The sequence below is a fragment of the Amycolatopsis sp. NBC_01307 genome (genome assembly GCF_035975215.1).
Classification (GTDB): Bacteria; Actinomycetota; Actinomycetes; order Mycobacteriales; family Pseudonocardiaceae; genus Amycolatopsis.
This window is the reverse complement of sequence record NZ_CP108403.1, coordinates 9,413,230-9,429,158: the sequence shown is the minus strand read 5'-3', so window position 1 is coordinate 9,429,158 and position 15,929 is coordinate 9,413,230. Positions and strand designations below refer to the sequence as shown.

Sequence of the window (15,929 nt, the reverse complement as noted above, 5' to 3'; positions counted from 1 at the left end):
TGTCGGTTACAGCCGGTTCACCCTTGGCGACAAGCGTGCTAATCATGATCTGGCGATGATCACCACGCGGGGAGGGACCATGAACGGGAACAGCCGCCGATTGACACTGGCAGGCGTGGCGGCGGCAGCGTTGCTGACCGCAACGGCCGCGTCGGCATCCGGCGCGGGTGTGACCGCCGAATCCACGGCCGCCTGTCACGAGACACCTCACGAGCTGGTCGGAGGGCAATGGCAGAACCTGTACTTCTGCGCCGACGTCGTCGGCTACATCGGCGGCTCACAACCCACCACACGCGTCTATCTGGACCGTGCCGACTACGGCCCCAACCCGAGCAGCTGGGCGGGACACATCGGCGAGCGGGTCGGCGTGGACAGCACCCAGCATGACATCCAGCCCGGCGACCATTGGTGGCGTGTGTGCCGTCACGACGACGGAAGCAGCCCGTACTACTGCACCCACTGGTACCACCAGTAGCCGACCTCGTGCCGACCTGCGGCGGGCAGTGATTTTCGGACGTTCGATGATGTCGGCGCCCGGGTCCGGTATAAGTTCCCCCGGGAGCAGTATCAACCGAGCGGGGGCAGTGCAGTGGCTACGGGCACGACAGTTTTCAGCAGGGTGACGGTGGTGGCGCCCTCCACCCGGATCGACGTGGCGCTGCCCGCCGACGTCGCGGTGGCCGATCTCCTCCCGATGCTGCTCGACATGGCCAAGGAGTCGTCGCCCGACGGCGGCGCCCGCCACGGCGGCTGGGCGCTGGCGAAGCTCGGCGACGCCCCGCTCGACCCCAGCCGCACGCTCGCTTCGCTCGGTGTCGTCGACGGCGAGCTGTTGCAGCTGCGCAAGCGCAACGAGAACCCGCCGCCGCCGCTGTACGACGACGTCGTCGACGCGATCGCCGAGTCCTCCCCGGACAGCTTCCGGCCGTGGACCAAGGAAACGGCCAACCGCTTCGGGCACGTCGCGGGCGGGCTGGCGCTGGTCGTCGCCGCCGTCGCACTGTTCTTCAGCGGGTCGTTCTACGGCGGCAGCGCGCTCGGCGCGGCCATCGCCGGCGGCATCGGCGCGATCGCGTGCGTCGCGGTCGGCGCGACGCTCGCCAAGGCGTACCAGGCCGAGTCGACCGGCGTGCTGGTCGCCGCGGCCGGTGGCCTGCCACTGGCCTTCGTCAGCGGCTTCTACACCGTGCCGGGGCTGTCGCTGCGGGCCAACCTGCTGCTGGGCGCGGTCCTCGTGATCATCGTCGCCTCGGTCTGCATCATGGTCATCGGCGCCGGCATCACGACGTTCATCGCCGCCGCCACCGCGGGCACCTTCGGGGCGCTGGCGTTCCTGTTCGGCACGCTCATCGCGCACCCGGCCGCCGGCATCGCGGCCGGCACCATCGCCGTCGCGCTCGCCTGCATCTCGATCCTGCCCCGCGCCACGATCTGGCTCGCGAAGCTGCCGCTGCCGCACGTCCCGGGCAGCGCGGAGGAGCTCAAGGAAGACTCCGGCTTCCCCGACTACCGGGCGATCGAGCGCCGCACGGCCATCGCGCACAACTACATGACCGGCCTGATGATCGGCTGCGGCGCCACGGTCGCGGTGGCCGCCGTCATCGCTTCTTCCGGGCCCGGCGTGTTCGGCATCATCCTCGGCGTCGTCGCGACGCTCGTGCTGCTGCTGCGCGCCCGCGCGTACGCGAACGGCAGCCAGGCCATCGCCCTGCTCACCACGGGCATGGTCTCGGCGACCGGCATCGCGATCGGCTGGCTGACGACGTCGAGCCCGCAGAACCGCCTGCTCATCGTCTTCGGTGTGCTGATCCTGCTGGCCGCCGGCGCGCTCGTGGTCGGCGTGATCTTCCCGAACCAGCGCTTCTCGCCGCCGCTGCGGCGCACGGTGGAGATCATCGAGGCGCTCTGCATCGCGTCGGTGCTCCCGCTCGCCCTGGGTGTGATGGACCTCTACACCACCCTGCGGCACCTGAACTTCAAGTGACCGGATCGGGTGAATCTCGGATGGCTGCAGGACGCCGCTTCGGCGCGACCCGGCGAACGACCACGGCGTTGCTGGCCGGCACCATCGGCGTGCTCGCGCCGCTCGGCGTCGCACTGCCGGTGTGGGCGCAGACGGCCCCGGCGGACGGCTACTACGCGACCCCGCCGCCGGTCGACGACAGCAAGCGGCCGGTGGACGAAAAGAAGCCCGACAAGGCCTACACGCAGACCAAGGGCTGCGTCCAGCGCGCCGTCCTGGGCCAGAACATCCAGATCAACAACCGGCCGTGGGGCCAGGAGTACCTGCAGCTGGCGAAGGCGCAGGAGATCGTCCGCGCCGCCACCTCCGACCACTCCGCCGGCGGCGGTGTCAAGGTCGGGGTGATCGACACCGGTGTCACCGGGCACCCGTGGTTCCAGAACCGCCTCGAGTCGGGCGGCGACTACGTCGCGGCGACGACCCACGGCCAGCAACCCGGACTCGAGGACTGCGACGGCCACGGCACCGAGGTCGCCGGGATCATCGCGGGCCGGCCCGACAACCCCGAGGTCGGCTTCGTCGGCGTGGCACCGGACGCGACGATCGTGTCCTTCCGCCAGCTGAGCGAGAACTACGGGCCCCCCAAGGAGACCCCCACCCCGCCGGCCGGCACCACCAGCAGCTCGCCGTCGTCGAGCGAGAACCCGCCCGCCGGGTCGGAGTCGCAGCTGCCGCCGAGCACCGGCGCCGGAGGCGGCGGGGAGGGCGAGGGCACTTCGCCGGGACAGACGAACGGCGGCCGCCAGCTCGAAAAGGACGGCACGGCAGGCACCCTGAAGACGCTCGCGGAGATCCTGGTGCGGATCGCCGACCGCGGCGACATCAAGGTCGTGAACATGTCGGTCGACAACTGCCGGGTGGCCGACGGCACGATCACCCTGGGCGAGCAGCAGGTGCAGGCGGCCGTCCACTACGCGGCTTCGAAGGACGTCGTCATCGTCGCCGCGGCCGGCAACGTCGGGGACAAGTGCCTGCAGAACGACCAGCCGGACGCGCGCAAGCCGAAGACGGTCGTGACCCCGCCGTGGTTCGCGGACGACGTGCTGTCGGTCGGCGCGATCGACGAATTCGGCAGCGTGGCGCCGTTCAGTGTGCACGGCCCCTGGGTGGGCGTCGCCGCCCCAGGCACGAAGATCATCTCGCTGGACCCCGCCGAAGGATCGACGGGGCTGGCGAACCTGACGTTCGAAAGCGGCGACAAGGCCAGCGAAATCCAGGGCACCAGCTTCGCGGCGCCCTACGTCGCCGGTCTCGCGGCGCTGGTCCGGGCGAAGTACCCCGACCTCAAGGCGAAGCAGGTCGTCGACCGGATCAAGGAGACCGCCCAGCACCCGGCCGCACAGGGCGGGCGAGACAACTTTGTCGGCGCCGGCGTGATCGACCCGGTGGCGGCCCTGACGCAGAGCCTGCCGTCGGAGGTCGGGGTCGTGGCGTCGGACCCGGGCCCGCAGATGGCCCAGCTCCCCCCGGCCAACGACCGCAGCTCGACCCCGATGATCGTGGCCCTGGCCGGTACCGGTGGTGGTCTGGTGGCCCTGCTGATCACGCTCTTCGTGATGCGCACGATCCGCCGCAACCGCCCGGAGCCCACCGGCCCGGTGCGCTGACCGCCGGAGCTACTGCGCGGGCGGCTTGGGCTTCGGCGCCGTCTCGTCCTCGCCGATCACCGGTGGGGCGACCAGGTCCGGCTCGCCGAGCAGCTCCGACGACTTGATCATCGGCCGGTTCTTCGACGGGCGGCGAGCCTGACCGCCGCCTCCGCCGAAGCCGCCGATGCCCATCATCGGCATCATCGGCATGCCCGACGCGCTGTGGTCCGCGGTGTCCGCCACGACCGGGGCGACCGGCGCCTGCGGGACGGCCGCGTCCGCGGGACGGCCGGAGTCGGTGTGCTTGCTGTCCTCCGCCGACGACGCCGTCATGACCTCATCCGAGCCTGAGCCCGAATCCGAACCGGTCGAACCCGTCGAAGAAACCGCCGTCGCACCGGATTCCGTGTCCTGCAACCTAAACCGGTCCTGCGGGTACCGGTGGTTGATCTCGACGCTCCGGGTGACGACGTCGGGGTCGTCGACCCCGTCGCACAGCCGGTCGAACGCCTCCAGGACGTCGCGCGCGGTCTCGTACAGCCCCTTCGCCGACTCCTGCGTCTCCCGCAGCTGCGTCCGCGCCCGCCGGGTGCCGCCGCTGGGGAGCGTCATCGACTCCGACACCAGCTCTGCCGCGTCCACCAGCACTTCGACGAGGTCGACGACGACGTGGCGCAGGGTCGTCACCAGGTCGTCGAGGGCGCCGGCGAGGACGGTCAGCGCTTCCTGGAGGTCGCCGCCCGCGGCACCGATCTCGCGGATGTACGCGACGAACGCGTCCGCGTCCCGGCCTTCCCAGCCGCCGTCCAGGCGGCCGAGCCGGTCGTCGAGCCGGGCGGACACCTCGGCCGCCGCGGCGGCCGCCCGGCGCAACCGGCCGGCCTCGGCACCGAGGTCGCCCCAGCGGCCGATCAGCGGGCGGAAGTACGTCTCGACGGGGTCGATCAGCCCGAGCTGCCCCGAAAGGTCGGTGAGGTACGACAGGTACGGCTCGGCCGCGGCGGCGATGTCGTCGCCCGCCGCTTCCGGCCCGAAGGTGACGGCGGGAGCCGCCGCGGGGGCGGCCGTCCGCTTGGCCAGGGGGTGCGGGATGGAAGCGGTGGACGCTTCCGGTTCGGCGAACATCATTCGAGCCTCCCGGCGCGCTTGATCAGCTCCGCGGCCTGGGCGTCGTGGTCGCTGTGGCGCACCGTGACGTGCCGCAGCGCCTCCGCGGCGGACCGCAGCGCCTCGGCGCCGTCGGCCAGCTGCTGCCGCAACGCCCCGGCCGCGCGGCCGTACGACGCACCTAGGCCGATCTGCGCCCCCAGGGCGCCGTAGGACTCGTCGGAAACGCCTTCGCCGCCCACCTCGGCCGCCGCCGAATCCAGCTCGGCTGCGGCCTCCTCAGCCGTCTTGGCGTACTCGGCGACGACAACGCCGTCCATCCTCAAGCCGGCCACGGCACCTCCGCTCGCGAAAAGACCATCCGAGCGTGTGTGACGCGCAGAGCGGCCCGATGGTTCCGCTCAGCTGCCGGGCTGCGGGCCGGGCGTCGGGAACGAGCCGGCGTTCGGGTCGATCGGCACGGAGTCGAACTCCCGCAGGACGTCCTGCGTGTTCAGCGAAGCACCGGTCGGCAGCAGGCCGATGATCGACTCCGGCGCCGGTTGCCGGTTGTTCAGGCCGATCGCGTCCGCGGTCGCGGCGTCCGGGACGCTGTAGCGGATGCCGCGGTCGGAGATCAGCTGGATCGAGCCCTTGCCGAAGCTCGCCTTGCCGGTGGCGGACTGGACGACCGCGCCGAACCCGGGCTGCAGGTAGAACCCGTTGACCGGCACGCGGTTCGGGCCGGGCGTGGTGACCTTGATCGTGCTGAACTTGTCGCCGTGGCTGTTCTGGCCCGGCAGCTGGGTGTCGATGTACACCGAGGTGTGGGCGTCGCGGTTGTCGCCTTCGCCGACCACGGACCAGCCGAGGCACGAGACCGCCGAGTTCTTCGTCGCGTCGAGGACCGTCGGGACCGTGCGCGGGAAGTCGTCGACCTTGATGTAGTCCGGGTCGGTGGGCTGCAGGACGCGGACGCCGGACAGCTTGTCGAGGCCGAGGATCTGGATCCGGCTCGCGCTGCCGTGCTTCGCGACGCGGATGACGTCGGCCACCGCGTTCGACACCTGCTGGATGCCGCCCGTGGTGATGGCCCAGTACTGCGGCTGGGCACCGGTCGGCTGCGTGGAGAAGACGTCGCCCGCGGACAGGCCGTCGAAGTCGGCCGGCGCGTTGCCGTCCGCGATCACCGGCGGGGTCAGGCGCGCGACCTCGGGGATGGCGTTCAGCAGCCCCTGCGTGATCTTCCGCGGTTTCTGGTTCAGCTGCAGGGCCGTCGAGACCGCGTTGTGCGAGTCGCCGGTGTCGATCTCGGCGCGCACGGTGTTGGCGTTGGGGCGGTTCTGCGTGCTCGGCAGGCGGTAGATCAGGTACGTCTTGCCGTTGTCCGCCGCCGCCAGCAACGCTTCCTTGTCCCCCAGTTCGGTACCGAGGGCGCTCGGCGCGATTCCGCCGAAGACGTAGGTGTTGGTCTTGTTCACGCTGTCGGGCTGCGGCAGCGAAGGATCGAGCTGAACCTGGTCGCAGACGGCCCAATTCGCGGAAGTCCGCTGCGAATCCCCCGGAATCAGTTGCGGGCCGTCGGGAATTCCGGTCAGTTTTCCGCGCGGGATGTTCTTCAGCTGTTCATCGGAAACGACCGTGGGATTCTTCACAGCGGCCGGGCTCGCCGCGGCCGCCGGCGCCGCCACGCTGTTGCCGCCGGCCGCCCCGGACGACTGCTGCTTCGACTGGGCGAGCAGCAACAACCGCGCGGACGCGAGGTTGAAGGTCGGGACGAGCATCTTCGGGTTGCCCATCACCACGTAGACCGTGCCGGACTGCTCACCGATCACGATGCCGCCGGCCTCGGGCACCGACGGCGCCGGGCTGAGCAGGCCCCAGACGACGAACACGATGGCGCCGAGAGCGCCGAGCACAACACCGACGATCGTGGCCCTCGTGTGGGTGCGCATCGGGTCGTGCAGCATCACGGCATCACGCCGGACCAGTGCCGACTGCATCCGGCGCAGGACGAACTTGTACGCCTGAACCTGAGACTTAGTCGTGGGTGTTGATGGCATTCTCGACCTACAGCTCTCCCCGTCGCGGTACGGTTCCGCAGGATAGCCGTACGGGGACCGTCTGGTGTGGGGTTTCTACCAACTCAAGCTAGTGTCGGACTCCCCGGGACCCGGCTTCCGGGTACGCAGCAAGCACGAGGGGAAGAGAAAGCGCGGATGTCCGTCACCAACCCTCCACGTCCGCCTGGCCCGCCCGGGCCCCCGCCGCCCGGTCAGGGACGCCCCGGCCCGCCGCCTCGTCCGGGCAGACCGACCGGCCCCAACGTCCTTCCCGGTGGCCCTGGCGGACCCGGCGGGGTGCCGGGTGGCCCCGGTGGCGGACCCGGCGGCCCCCAGGGGCCCGGTGGTGGCCCCGGCGGACCCCCTCGCGGCCCCGGCGGACCCGGTCCCGGCCCTGGCGGACCCGGCGGACCGGGTCGTCCCGGTCCCGGTGGCCCGGGCGGACCCGGCGGCCCGGGAGGTCCCGGTGGGCCTGGCGGACCCGGTGGACCGGGCGGACCCAACGGTCCCGGCGGACCCGGCGGACCCCAGGGGCCCGGTGACTCCGACGGCCCGGCCAGTACCCCGGCCGGCGCGACCCGGATGGCCCCGCCCGCGCGGCGCCGGTCCTCTGGCGTGAACCTCGGCCCGCTCCCCGTGGCGAACCTCGTCGTGCTCGAGGTCGGTCTCGCGGTCGGGCTGGTGCTGCTCGCCATCGACATGTCGTTGAAGTACGTGGGGATCGGCATCCTCGCGGCCGCCCTGATCGTCGCGCTGCTGCGCTGGCGCGGCCGCTGGTTCACCCAGTGGGTCGGCCTGACGATGCGGTACTCCTTCCGGTCCCACGACCGCGTCGCCGAGCCGCTGCCGCCGAGCAGCGTCGAGGCGATGGCGGCCGAGGAGACCGCGGTGACCGGCGCGGACGACGCCCGCGTGAACCTGCTCCGCATCGCCGTCCCGGACCTCGTCGTCGCGCACGGCGTCGACCACGAGCGCCAGCAGGTCGGGCTCGCCTGGCACGACGGTTCTTGGACGGCCGTGCTGCTCGTCGAGCCCACCCCGGCGATGATCACCCAGGCCGGTGACGCGCCGAGCCTGCCGCTCGCGGCGCTCGCCCCGTGCCTGGAGGACCGCGGCGTGGTCCTCGACTCCATCCAGATGATCTGGCACTGCTACCCGGGCAGCGCGGCGCTGCCGTCGGACTCGCCCGCGCTGAGTTCCTACATGGAGGTGCTCGGCCCGCTGCCCGCGGCGGCGCGGCGGACGACGTGGGTCGCGATCCGGCTGGACCCGAAGCGCTGCCCGGCGGCGATCCGGGAGCGCGGCGGCGGCGTCGTCGGCGCCCACCGCGCGCTGATCGGCGCGCTTTCCCGCGTGCGCAACGCCTTGGAGTCCCAAGGCGTCCCGACCCGGCCGCTCGACCCGGACGAACTGCTGCGCGCGAGCATTTCCGCCGCGGAACTGACGTCGGTCGCCGGCTCGCCGGACAAGGTGATGCTGCAGGAGCGGTGGTCCGGCGTGACCGCGGCCGGCATCGGCCACGCGAGCTACGCGATCACCGGCTGGCCGAAGGGCAAGATCACCGGCAGCCTGAACGCGCTGACGAGCGTCCGCGCGCTGTCCGCGACGGTCGCGATGTCCATCTCACCGGCGTCGGACGAGGGCAAGATCGGCCTGCGCGGCGTGGTCCGGCTCAGCGCGCGCAACCCGCGTGAGCTCGACGCCGCCGACCAGCGGCTGCACGGCCTGTCCGAGCGGCTGGGCGTGGTTCTGACGCCGCTGCGCGGGCTGCAGGTCTCCGCGCTCGCCGCGACGTTGCCGATCGGAGGTACGGCATGACTTCCCGTCTCCGCGACGCCGGGCAGAACACCGGTGTGGCGCCGGAGTTCACCGTGGACCCCGCGATGCTCGACGCGATCAGCCCGTCGGGTGACCGCGGCGGCATCGTGCTCGGCTCAGGCCTCAAGGGCGAGCCGTTGACGATCTCGGCCCTGCGCTCGACGCCGACCCGCATCGTGCTGGTGGGCGGGCTGTACCTGGCCCGCCAGGTGGCGATGCGCGCGATGGCCGTCGGCGCGTGGGTCGTGGTGGCCACGGGCCGTCCGACCGAGTGGCAGGTGCTGTCCCGCGCGGCCGGCAGCCGCGACGGCCGGCCGTCCCCGCTGGTCCAGATCCGCCGGCTGTCCCCGGTCGAGCTGCCCCGCCCGTCGGAGGACGCTCCGCTGCTGGTGGTCACCGACGGCGGCCCGACCCCGCAGGACCTGTTCCCGCCGAGGTCGCCGTGGCAGACGACGATCTACGTCCTCCCGTACCTGCACCCCCAGGCGGGCGCGACGGCGAACGCGGCGGACCTGGTGCTGATGCAGCGCCTCCCGGCCGGCCAGGCCGAGCTGGCGGCCCGCATCTGGCGCCTGCCGCCGCAGATGATGCGCCAGCTGACGACCTTGAAGGACGACCAGGTGGTAGCCCTGGGCCGGAACCTCTGGCGACCACTGCGCCTGGTGACGACGGGCAAGGAGCAGCAGCTCCTGGGCCCGGTCCGCCGCGGCGACTGAGGTTTCCGAGTCAGCGAAAGCGGGTGGTTCCCGAGGGGAGCCGCCCGCTTTCGTCAAGGTGTACACCTGTGGGTGTTACCCGGGTTCGTTCGTCGCCTTGACACCAATCGCCCACCCCGCCCAAGATCATCTTGTGGTCGCAGTGAGCGGCCCGAGCGCGGAATTCTTGGGAGGGTCTTCGTGCGCGTATTCAAGTCGGTCGCCACTGTGGCGACTTCGATCGCTTTGCTCACAATGGTTTCCGTCTCCGAGGCGGGCGCACAGGTCGCTGCGACATGTCCCGCAGGCACGATCTGTCTCTATACCGGCGAGAACATGACCGGCCGGATGGCGACGTTCACCTGGGGCTCCCCCGACCTGCGCGGTCAGGGTGTCGACCACGCGATCTGGGTCGTCAGCAGCCATCCGCGAGGCATGTGCCTGTACAGCGGCTACAACTACACCGGCGCATCGAGTGGGATCAATGAAACCGTCACGCACGGCTTCCGCGTCAGTCCGGTCAGCTCGGTGAAGCCCTGCAACGGCTGACAACGACCCAAGGCTGGAGGGTGAACGGCAGCCCCGCCCGTCAGGGCGAGGTGCGGACGTTGCGCGTTTGCTCGGCTCGTGCGGCCAGTTCGGTGTCCGGCGGGTAGTCGACCGCTGTGAGGGTCAGGCCGTGGGCCGGGGCCACCGCGCTGTCGCGGACGCCGCTCGCCAAGACCTCGCCGGGCCAGCTCGGCCCGCGGCGGCCGTCGCCCACCAGGAGCAATGCTCCGACCAGGCTGCGGACCATCGAGTGACAGAACGCGTCCGCGGAGACCTCGACCTCCAGCAGGTGCTCGTCCACCCGGCGCCAGACCAGGCGTTGCAGCTCGCGGATCGTCGTGCCCGTGTCGCGCTGCTTGCAGTACGCCGCGAAGTCCTGCAGGCCCAGCAGCGCCGAAGCCGCGGAGTTCATCGCGTCCGTCGACAGTGGACGGTTCCAGGCCAGCGTGTCGTTGCGGCGCAACGGGTCCACGCCCCAGGGGGCGTCCGAGACGCGGTAGCGGTAGTGGCGGCGGACCGCCGAGAACCGGGCGTCGAAACCCGCCGGGGCCACGCGGGCGCCCAGGACGCGCACGTCGCCCGGCAGGAGGCGGTTCCAGCGCCCGGCCATGCGGGTCAGGTCCGGGATGCCCGCGGCCGACACCGGGACCCGGGTCGAGGCCGAAGGGGCCAGCGGCACGACGTCGACGTGCACCACCTGGCCGGCCGCGTGCACCCCGGCGTCCGTGCGGCCCGCCACGACCACCGACTTCGGCACCGAGGCGCCCGGCGGCTGGCGCTGCAGGGCCTCCTCCAGCTCCGCCTGGACCGTGCGGCGGCCCGGCTGGCGGGCCCAGCCCGAGAAGTCCGTGCCGTCGTAGGAGACGTCCAGGCGCAGACGAACGAGCCCGCCGTCCCCAGCGGGGATGGCGGGCTCGTTCGGAACGGCTTCCGTCGTCAGGACTCGTCGTCCTGCTGCGACGGCGGCAGCGAGAAGCCCGCGGCTTCCGCGGCTTCGGCGGTGGCGAACCACACCTCGGCCTTGGTCTGCTCGTAGTACGGGCTTTCCTCGGTGTGGTAGTACTTCGACTCGTCGTTGCCCTTGATCGGGAAGCCCTCGGGCTGCGTCCCGTCCTCGAGCGGCGCGTGGCTGCCCTCACCGTAGGGAGCCTCCGAAGCGGCTTCCTCGGCGGCCGGGGCGGCTTCGACAGCGGCGGCCGGCTTCTCGTCCTTGGCGAACTTGGTCTTGCGCGCGCGCTCGGCCTCGCTCGTCACGGTCTTCTCGTTCACCAGCTCGATGACGGCCATCTTGGCGTTGTCGCCCTTGCGGGCCATCGTCTTGGTGATCCGGGTGTAACCACCGGGACGCTCCGCGAAGTGCGGACCGATCTCGGCGAACAGCTTGTGGACGACGTCCTTGTCACGGACGACGCGCTGAACCTGACGGCGGTTGTGCAGGTCGCCCCGCTTCGCCTTCGAGATCAGCTTCTCGGCCAGCGGGCGGACCCGCTTCGCCTTCGCCTCGGTGGTGGTGATCTTGCCGTGCTCGAACAGCTGCGTGGCCAAGTTGGCCAGGATCAGCCGCTCGTGCGCGGCTGATCCGCCGAGCCGGGCTCCCTTGGTAGGGGTGGGCATTGGTTCTCCTACTAGTTCAGCTCGCAGCGTCCAGGCACAGAGCCCTAGAGCTGCTCGGTCTCTGCGTAGTCCTGGCCATCGTCGTGGCCGTCCGAAATCCCGTCGGCGATGCCACCGACACCCTCCGACCAGCCTTCACCGTCGTAGCTGGCGGCAGCCGCGGTCGGGTCGAACCCGGGCGGGCTGTCCTTCAGCGCGAGGCCGAGACCGACGAGCTTCAGCTTGACCTCGTCGATCGACTTGGCGCCGAAGTTGCGGATGTCGAGCAGGTCCGCCTCGGAGCGCGAGACCAGCTCGCCCACCGTGTGGATGCCCTCGCGCTTGAGGCAGTTGTACGACCGGACGGTGAGGTCCAGGTCCTCGATCGGCATCGCGTAGGCGGCGATGGTGTCCGCTTCCTGCGGCGACGGGCCGATCTCGATGCCCTCGGCGTCGACGTTCAGCTCGCGGGCGAGACCGAACAGCTCCACCAGCGTCTTGCCGGCCGACGCGACCGCGTCGCGCGGCGTGATCGACGGCTTGGTCTCGACGTCCAGGATCAGCTTGTCGAAGTCGGTGCGCTGCTCGACACGGGTGGCCTCGACCTTGTAGGTCACCTTCAGCACCGGCGAGTAGATCGAGTCGACCGGGATCCGGCCGATCTCCGCGCCCGCCTGCTTGTTCTGCAGGGCCGGAACGTAACCGCGGCCGCGCTCGACGACGAGCTCGATCTCGAGCTTGCCCTTGCCGTTCAGCGACGCGATGTGCAGGTCCGGGTTGTGCACGGTGACGCCGGCCGGCGGCACGATGTCGGCCGCGGTGACCTCACCGGGGCCCTGCTTGCGCAGGTACATGGTGACCGGCTCGTCCTCTTCCGAGGACACCACGAGCTCCTTGAGGTTCAGGATGATGTCGGTGACGTCTTCCTTCACCCCCGGAACGGTGGTGAACTCGTGCAGCACGCCGTCGATGCGGATGCTCGTCACGGCCGCGCCCGGGATGGACGACAGCAGTGTGCGCCGCAGCGAGTTGCCGAGGGTGTAACCGAAGCCGGGCTCCAGCGGTTCGATGGTGAACCGGGAACGGGTCTCGTTGACCGTCTCTTCGCCGAGAGCCGGCCGCTGGGAAATCAGCATTCTTCCTTGTTCCTTTCCAGACGACGCCCGCCATATGACGTCGAAGGGATGGCGAGGCGGCGGCGCACTGTGGGCGCCGCCGCCCGTAACCGGCCCGGAAGCCGGATTACTTCGAGTAAAGCTCGACGATCAGCTGTTCCTGAACCGGAACGTCGATCTGCGCACGCTCCGGCAGCTGGTGGACCAGCACGCGGAGGTTCGACGAAACGACCTGCAGCCACGCCGGGATCGGGCGGTCGCCGTAGGACTCCTTGGCCACGACCAGGGGCAGCATCGTGAACGACTTCGGCCGCACGTCGATGATGTCCCACTTCGAGACCTGGTAGGACGGGACGTTGACCTTGACGCCGTTGACCAGGAAGTGGCCGTGGCTCACCAGCTGACGCGCCTGACGGCGGGTGCGGGCGATGCCGGCGCGGTAGATCACGTTGTCCAGACGGGACTCGAGGATCTGCAGCAGGTTCTCACCGGTCTTACCCGGACGCCGGACGGCTTCCTTGTAGTACCGGACGAACTGGCGCTCGAGAACGCCGTAGGTGTAGCGAGCCTTCTGCTTCTCCTGCGACTGCAGGAGGTACTCGGACTCCTTGATGCGCCCGCGGCCGTGCTGGCCCGGCGGGTAGGGGCGACGCTCGAAAGCCTGGTCGCCGCCGATGAGGTCAACCTTGAGGCGACGCGAAATACGCGTCGCGGGGCCGGTGTAACGAGCCATTTCTTCTTACTCCTCCCCGTTCCTCAGACCCGGCGCCGCTTGGGCGGGCGGCAGCCGTTGTGAGGCTGCGGGGTCACGTCCTGGATGGTGCCGACCTCGAGGCCGGCCGCCTGCAGCGAGCGGATCGCCGTCTCGCGGCCCGAACCCGGGCCCTTCACGAAGACGTCGACCTTCTTCATGCCGTGCTCAGCAGCCTTGCGGGCGGCGTTCTCGGCGGCCATCTGCGCGGCGAACGGGGTGGACTTGCGCGAGCCCTTGAAGCCCACGTGACCACTCGACGCCCACGCGATCACGGCACCGGTCGGGTCCGTGATCGAGACGATGGTGTTGTTGAAGGTGCTCTTGATGTGCGCGTGACCGTGCGCGACATTCTTCTTTTCCTTGCGGCGGACCTTCTTGGTCCCCGCCGCGGTACGAGACTTCGGTGGCATGTTCTGAGGGTTCTCCTGTTAGCGCGCGTTCTCTTGGTGAGCGGCGACCGCTTCGGCCTGTCCGCGCCGGATGATCGAACCGGCGTCGGTGTACAGGTTGCGGAGCGCCATCGGGCGGGCGTAGAGCGCCTTGGGCGAGACACAGGCCGAGCCGCGACGCTGAGCGCCGCCCATCTGCACGACCTTCTTGCCCTGGACGCTCACTTCTTGCCAGCCTTCTTCTTGCCGGCGACCGTCTTCTTCGGACCCTTGCGGGTACGGGCGTTGGTCTTCGTGCGCTGACCGCGGACGGGCAGTCCGCGACGCCAGCGAAGGCCTTCGTAGCACCCGATCTCGATCTTCCGACGGATGTCGGCGTTCACCTCGCGGCGAAGGTCACCCTCGACCTTGAAGTTCTCTTCGATGTACGTACGCAGCTTCGCGAGGTCGTCATCGCTGAGGTCCTTGACGCGGGTGTCCGCGTTGAGCTCGGCAGCCTTGATGAGCTGCTTCGAGCGGGTACGGCCGATGCCGTAGATGTAGGTAAGCGCGATCTCCAACCGCTTTTCGCGGGGGAGGTCTACGCCAGCGAGTCGTGCCATTGGCGTTGATGCTCCTTCTTAGAATTCATCCTCAGGTCTGCTCCCCGTCCGGTTCCGGGACCGACTCGCCTGTCGTGCCCTCGGCTCGCGCTTCGGGTGTCCCGGCCCCGGCCTGAAGTCCGGGGGTGAACCGGATCACTCGCGTGACCCGGCAGGTGCGGGGAGGTTGTGTAGCCGTCAATCCACTCTGGTCGAGTGCGGGCGATCAGCCCTGCCGCTGCTTGTGCCGCAGGTTTTCGCAGATCACCATGATCCGGCCGTGACGGCGGATCACCTTGCACTTGTCGCAGATCTTCTTGACGCTCGGCTGGACCTTCACGTCTTCTGCTCTCCTGCTTCTGAGCTGCTCGTGATCACTTGTAGCGGTAGACGATGCGACCACGAGAGAGGTCGTAGGGCGAGAGCTCCACGACAACCCTGTCCTCGGGCAGGATGCGGATGTAGTGCTGCCGCATCTTGCCGCTGATGTGTGCCAGGACCTTGTGACCGTTCTCCAACTCGACGCGGAACATCGCGTTGGGGAGCGGCTCGACTACGCGGCCTTCGACCTCGATGGCCCCGTCTTTCTTCGCCATGTCCTCCGCATTTCCTTGTCAGCATTGCCTGTCGCTACACAGAGTGATCAGATGAGCACGAGTGCCTGTCTGGTGTGCAACGTCGGCACACTCGTGCCCGAGTCCCAGTACCGTGAATTCACGAACGCGCAGGATCCGGGCGCGATAAGTGCGCCGACTTGACAGTGTACGCAACCCGTGTCGCGACCCCCAAACCGGGGGTAACCATGCTAGAAGAAGGCGCAGGTCGCCGTACGGATGATCAACACCGACGGGTGAACGCGCAGGTCAGGCGTCTTCCGGAGCGGTGAGCACCCACGGGCCGTCTTCGGTGATCGCCACGGTGTGCTCCCAGTGGGCCGCGCGGGAGCCGTCGGCCGTGACGACCGTCCAGCCGTCGTCCAGCTCGCGGGTCTCGCCGCCACCGCCGGTGAGCATCGGCTCGATCGCCAGGGCCATGCCGGGCTTCAGCCGCGGGCCCTTGCCCGGCTTGCCGACGTTCGGCAGGAACGGGTCCATGTGCATCTGACGGCCGATGCCGTGGCCGCCGTACTCGACGATCATCCCGTAGTCGATGCCGTCGTCCTTGGCCGCGCGCTCGGCGGCCGACTGGACGGCGTAGGAGATGTCGGTGAGCCGGCCGCCGGCGCTGACTGCCTCGATCCCGGCCCACATCGCCGCTTCGGTCGCCGCGGACAGCGCCAGGTCGGCCTTCGCGACTTCCCCGATGGCCAGTGTGACGGCGGAGTCGCCGTGCCAGCCGTCGAGGATCGCGCCGCAGTCGACCGAGATCAGGTCACCGTCGGCGAGGACCTGGGTCTTCGCCGGGATGCCGTGGACGATCTGCTCGTTCACCGACGCGCAGATCGACGCCGGGAAACCGTGGTAGCCCTTGAACGACGGCACCGCGCCGGCGTCCCGGATGGTCTGCTCGGCGAGCTCGTCGAGCTCGGCGGTGCTGACCCCCGGGACCGCGGCGGCGCGGACGGCGGCGAGCGTACGAGCGACGACGAGCCCCGCGGCCCGCATCGACTGCAGCTCGCCCGGGGTCTTGACCTCGATCATGCGCCCACGCCGGAGCACTTGCAGAACACGCAAT

19 protein-coding genes are annotated in these 15,929 nt (G+C 70.2%); 6 read left to right on the top strand and 13 right to left on the bottom strand.

From position 1 onward, the window contains the following. The first annotated feature begins 55 nt into the window (after positions 1 to 55). From OG439_RS42350 to mycP, 3 genes are all read left to right on the top strand, one after another. Positions 56 to 475, top strand: coding sequence for a hypothetical protein (locus tag OG439_RS42350; RefSeq protein ID WP_326946029.1), 420 nt, complete (start codon positions 56 to 58; stop codon positions 473 to 475). A 144-nt stretch (positions 476 to 619) separates the two neighbouring features. Continuing rightward, positions 620 to 1,984: a type VII secretion integral membrane protein EccD gene (gene eccD / locus OG439_RS42345; protein ID WP_326946028.1), complete on the top strand. Its 1,365-nt coding sequence runs from the start codon at positions 620 to 622 to the stop codon at positions 1,982 to 1,984. Positions 1,985 to 2,004: 20 nt separating this feature from the next. Next, positions 2,005 to 3,630 carry a type VII secretion-associated serine protease mycosin gene (gene mycP / locus OG439_RS42340; protein WP_326946027.1) on the top strand — a complete coding sequence of 542 codons (1,626 nt, stop codon included), beginning with the start codon at positions 2,005 to 2,007 and terminating at the stop codon, positions 3,628 to 3,630. 9 nt (positions 3,631 to 3,639) lie between these two features. Here the strand turns inward: mycP and OG439_RS42335 are convergent, their stop codons facing one another. The 3 genes from OG439_RS42335 to eccB all read right to left on the bottom strand — a co-directional run bounded on the left by OG439_RS42335 (position 3,640) and on the right by eccB (position 6,761). Then, the gene (locus OG439_RS42335) at positions 3,640 to 4,737 is read right to left on the bottom strand and encodes a WXG100 family type VII secretion target (RefSeq protein ID WP_326951747.1); all 1,098 of its coding nucleotides are present in this window, start codon (positions 4,735 to 4,737) and stop codon (positions 3,640 to 3,642) included. Continuing rightward, the gene (locus tag OG439_RS42330) at positions 4,737 to 5,054 is read right to left on the bottom strand and encodes a hypothetical protein (RefSeq protein WP_326946026.1); all 318 of its coding nucleotides are present in this window, start codon (positions 5,052 to 5,054) and stop codon (positions 4,737 to 4,739) included. Before OG439_RS42330 ends, OG439_RS42335 begins: the two co-directional genes overlap by 1 nt. Before the next feature lie 66 nt (positions 5,055 to 5,120). Continuing rightward, positions 5,121 to 6,761 carry a type VII secretion protein EccB gene (eccB, locus tag OG439_RS42325; RefSeq protein ID WP_326946025.1) on the bottom strand — a complete coding sequence of 547 codons (1,641 nt, stop codon included), beginning with the start codon at positions 6,759 to 6,761 and terminating at the stop codon, positions 5,121 to 5,123. Positions 6,762 to 7,343: 582 nt separating this feature from the next. Between eccB and eccE the strand changes: the two genes are divergently transcribed. The 3 genes from eccE (at position 7,344) to OG439_RS42310 (ending at position 9,823) form a co-directional block, all read left to right on the top strand. Then, the gene (eccE, locus tag OG439_RS42320; protein ID WP_326946024.1) at positions 7,344 to 8,579 is read left to right on the top strand and encodes a type VII secretion protein EccE; all 1,236 of its coding nucleotides are present in this window, start codon (positions 7,344 to 7,346) and stop codon (positions 8,577 to 8,579) included. Next, positions 8,576 to 9,295: a hypothetical protein gene (locus OG439_RS42315; RefSeq protein ID WP_247060552.1), complete on the top strand. Its 720-nt coding sequence runs from the start codon at positions 8,576 to 8,578 to the stop codon at positions 9,293 to 9,295. The genes eccE and OG439_RS42315 overlap by 4 nt, the downstream gene beginning before the upstream one ends. Positions 9,296 to 9,475: 180 nt before the next feature. Beyond that, positions 9,476 to 9,823 carry a peptidase inhibitor family I36 protein gene (locus tag OG439_RS42310; protein WP_326946023.1) on the top strand — a complete coding sequence of 116 codons (348 nt, stop codon included), beginning with the start codon at positions 9,476 to 9,478 and terminating at the stop codon, positions 9,821 to 9,823. Between the two features lie 40 nt (positions 9,824 to 9,863). Here the strand turns inward: OG439_RS42310 and truA are convergent, their stop codons facing one another. From truA to map, 10 genes are all read right to left on the bottom strand, one after another. Further along, a complete protein-coding gene (gene truA / locus OG439_RS42305) occupies positions 9,864 to 10,694 on the bottom strand; it encodes a tRNA pseudouridine(38-40) synthase TruA (RefSeq protein WP_326951746.1) in 831 nt (276 codons plus the stop codon). 65 nt (positions 10,695 to 10,759) lie between these two features. Next, entirely contained in the window at positions 10,760 to 11,437 is a 678-nt protein-coding gene (rplQ, locus tag OG439_RS42300; protein ID WP_442788253.1) for a 50S ribosomal protein L17, sunset domain variant, read from the bottom strand. 44 nt (positions 11,438 to 11,481) lie between these two features. After that, positions 11,482 to 12,552: a DNA-directed RNA polymerase subunit alpha gene (locus OG439_RS42295; RefSeq protein ID WP_004558887.1), complete on the bottom strand. Its 1,071-nt coding sequence runs from the start codon at positions 12,550 to 12,552 to the stop codon at positions 11,482 to 11,484. A gap of 106 nt (positions 12,553 to 12,658) precedes the next feature. Beyond that, positions 12,659 to 13,264: a 30S ribosomal protein S4 gene (gene rpsD / locus OG439_RS42290; RefSeq protein WP_247060548.1), complete on the bottom strand. Its 606-nt coding sequence runs from the start codon at positions 13,262 to 13,264 to the stop codon at positions 12,659 to 12,661. Positions 13,265 to 13,287: 23 nt separating this feature from the next. Continuing rightward, positions 13,288 to 13,695 (bottom strand): 30S ribosomal protein S11, encoded by a 408-nt coding sequence (gene rpsK, locus OG439_RS42285; RefSeq protein ID WP_247060546.1) that lies wholly within the window; start codon positions 13,693 to 13,695, stop codon positions 13,288 to 13,290. An 18-nt stretch (positions 13,696 to 13,713) separates the two neighbouring features. After that, positions 13,714 to 13,899, bottom strand: coding sequence for a hypothetical protein (locus OG439_RS42280; RefSeq protein ID WP_020643221.1), 186 nt, complete (start codon positions 13,897 to 13,899; stop codon positions 13,714 to 13,716). Then, entirely contained in the window at positions 13,896 to 14,276 is a 381-nt protein-coding gene (gene rpsM / locus OG439_RS42275) for a 30S ribosomal protein S13 (protein ID WP_004558883.1), read from the bottom strand. Before rpsM ends, OG439_RS42280 begins: the two co-directional genes overlap by 4 nt. Before the next feature lie 205 nt (positions 14,277 to 14,481). After that, positions 14,482 to 14,595, bottom strand: coding sequence for a 50S ribosomal protein L36 (gene rpmJ, locus OG439_RS42270; protein WP_004558882.1), 114 nt, complete (start codon positions 14,593 to 14,595; stop codon positions 14,482 to 14,484). Positions 14,596 to 14,629: 34 nt separating this feature from the next. After that, complete coding sequence (infA, locus tag OG439_RS42265) at positions 14,630 to 14,851, bottom strand: translation initiation factor IF-1 (protein WP_004558881.1); 222 nt, start codon at positions 14,849 to 14,851, stop codon at positions 14,630 to 14,632. Between the two features lie 267 nt (positions 14,852 to 15,118). After that, positions 15,119 to 15,895 (bottom strand): type I methionyl aminopeptidase, encoded by a 777-nt coding sequence (gene map / locus OG439_RS42260; protein ID WP_247060544.1) that lies wholly within the window; start codon positions 15,893 to 15,895, stop codon positions 15,119 to 15,121. Between the last annotated feature and the right edge of the window lie 34 nt (positions 15,896 to 15,929).

Coding starts and splice junctions, on each gene's coding strand:
- OG439_RS42350 (WP_326946029.1), top strand. CDS start 56: ATGATCACCACGCGGGGAGGGACCATGAACGGGAACAGCCGCCGATTG.
- mycP (WP_326946027.1), top strand. CDS start 2,005: ATGGCTGCAGGACGCCGCTTCGGCGCGACCCGGCGAACGACCACGGCG.
- OG439_RS42335 (WP_326951747.1), bottom strand. CDS start 4,737: ATGTTCGCCGAACCGGAAGCGTCCACCGCTTCCATCCCGCACCCCCTG.
- eccB (WP_326946025.1), bottom strand. CDS start 6,761: ATGCCATCAACACCCACGACTAAGTCTCAGGTTCAGGCGTACAAGTTC.
- eccE (WP_326946024.1), top strand. CDS start 7,344: ATGGCCCCGCCCGCGCGGCGCCGGTCCTCTGGCGTGAACCTCGGCCCG.
- OG439_RS42315 (WP_247060552.1), top strand. CDS start 8,576: ATGACTTCCCGTCTCCGCGACGCCGGGCAGAACACCGGTGTGGCGCCG.
- rplQ (WP_442788253.1), bottom strand. CDS start 11,437: ATGCCCACCCCTACCAAGGGAGCCCGGCTCGGCGGATCAGCCGCGCAC.
- OG439_RS42295 (WP_004558887.1), bottom strand. CDS start 12,552: ATGCTGATTTCCCAGCGGCCGGCTCTCGGCGAAGAGACGGTCAACGAG.
- rpsD (WP_247060548.1), bottom strand. CDS start 13,264: ATGGCTCGTTACACCGGCCCCGCGACGCGTATTTCGCGTCGCCTCAAG.
- rpsK (WP_247060546.1), bottom strand. CDS start 13,695: ATGCCACCGAAGTCTCGTACCGCGGCGGGGACCAAGAAGGTCCGCCGC.
- rpsM (WP_004558883.1), bottom strand. CDS start 14,276: ATGGCACGACTCGCTGGCGTAGACCTCCCCCGCGAAAAGCGGTTGGAG.
- infA (WP_004558881.1), bottom strand. CDS start 14,851: ATGGCGAAGAAAGACGGGGCCATCGAGGTCGAAGGCCGCGTAGTCGAG.
- map (WP_247060544.1), bottom strand. CDS start 15,895: ATGATCGAGGTCAAGACCCCGGGCGAGCTGCAGTCGATGCGGGCCGCG.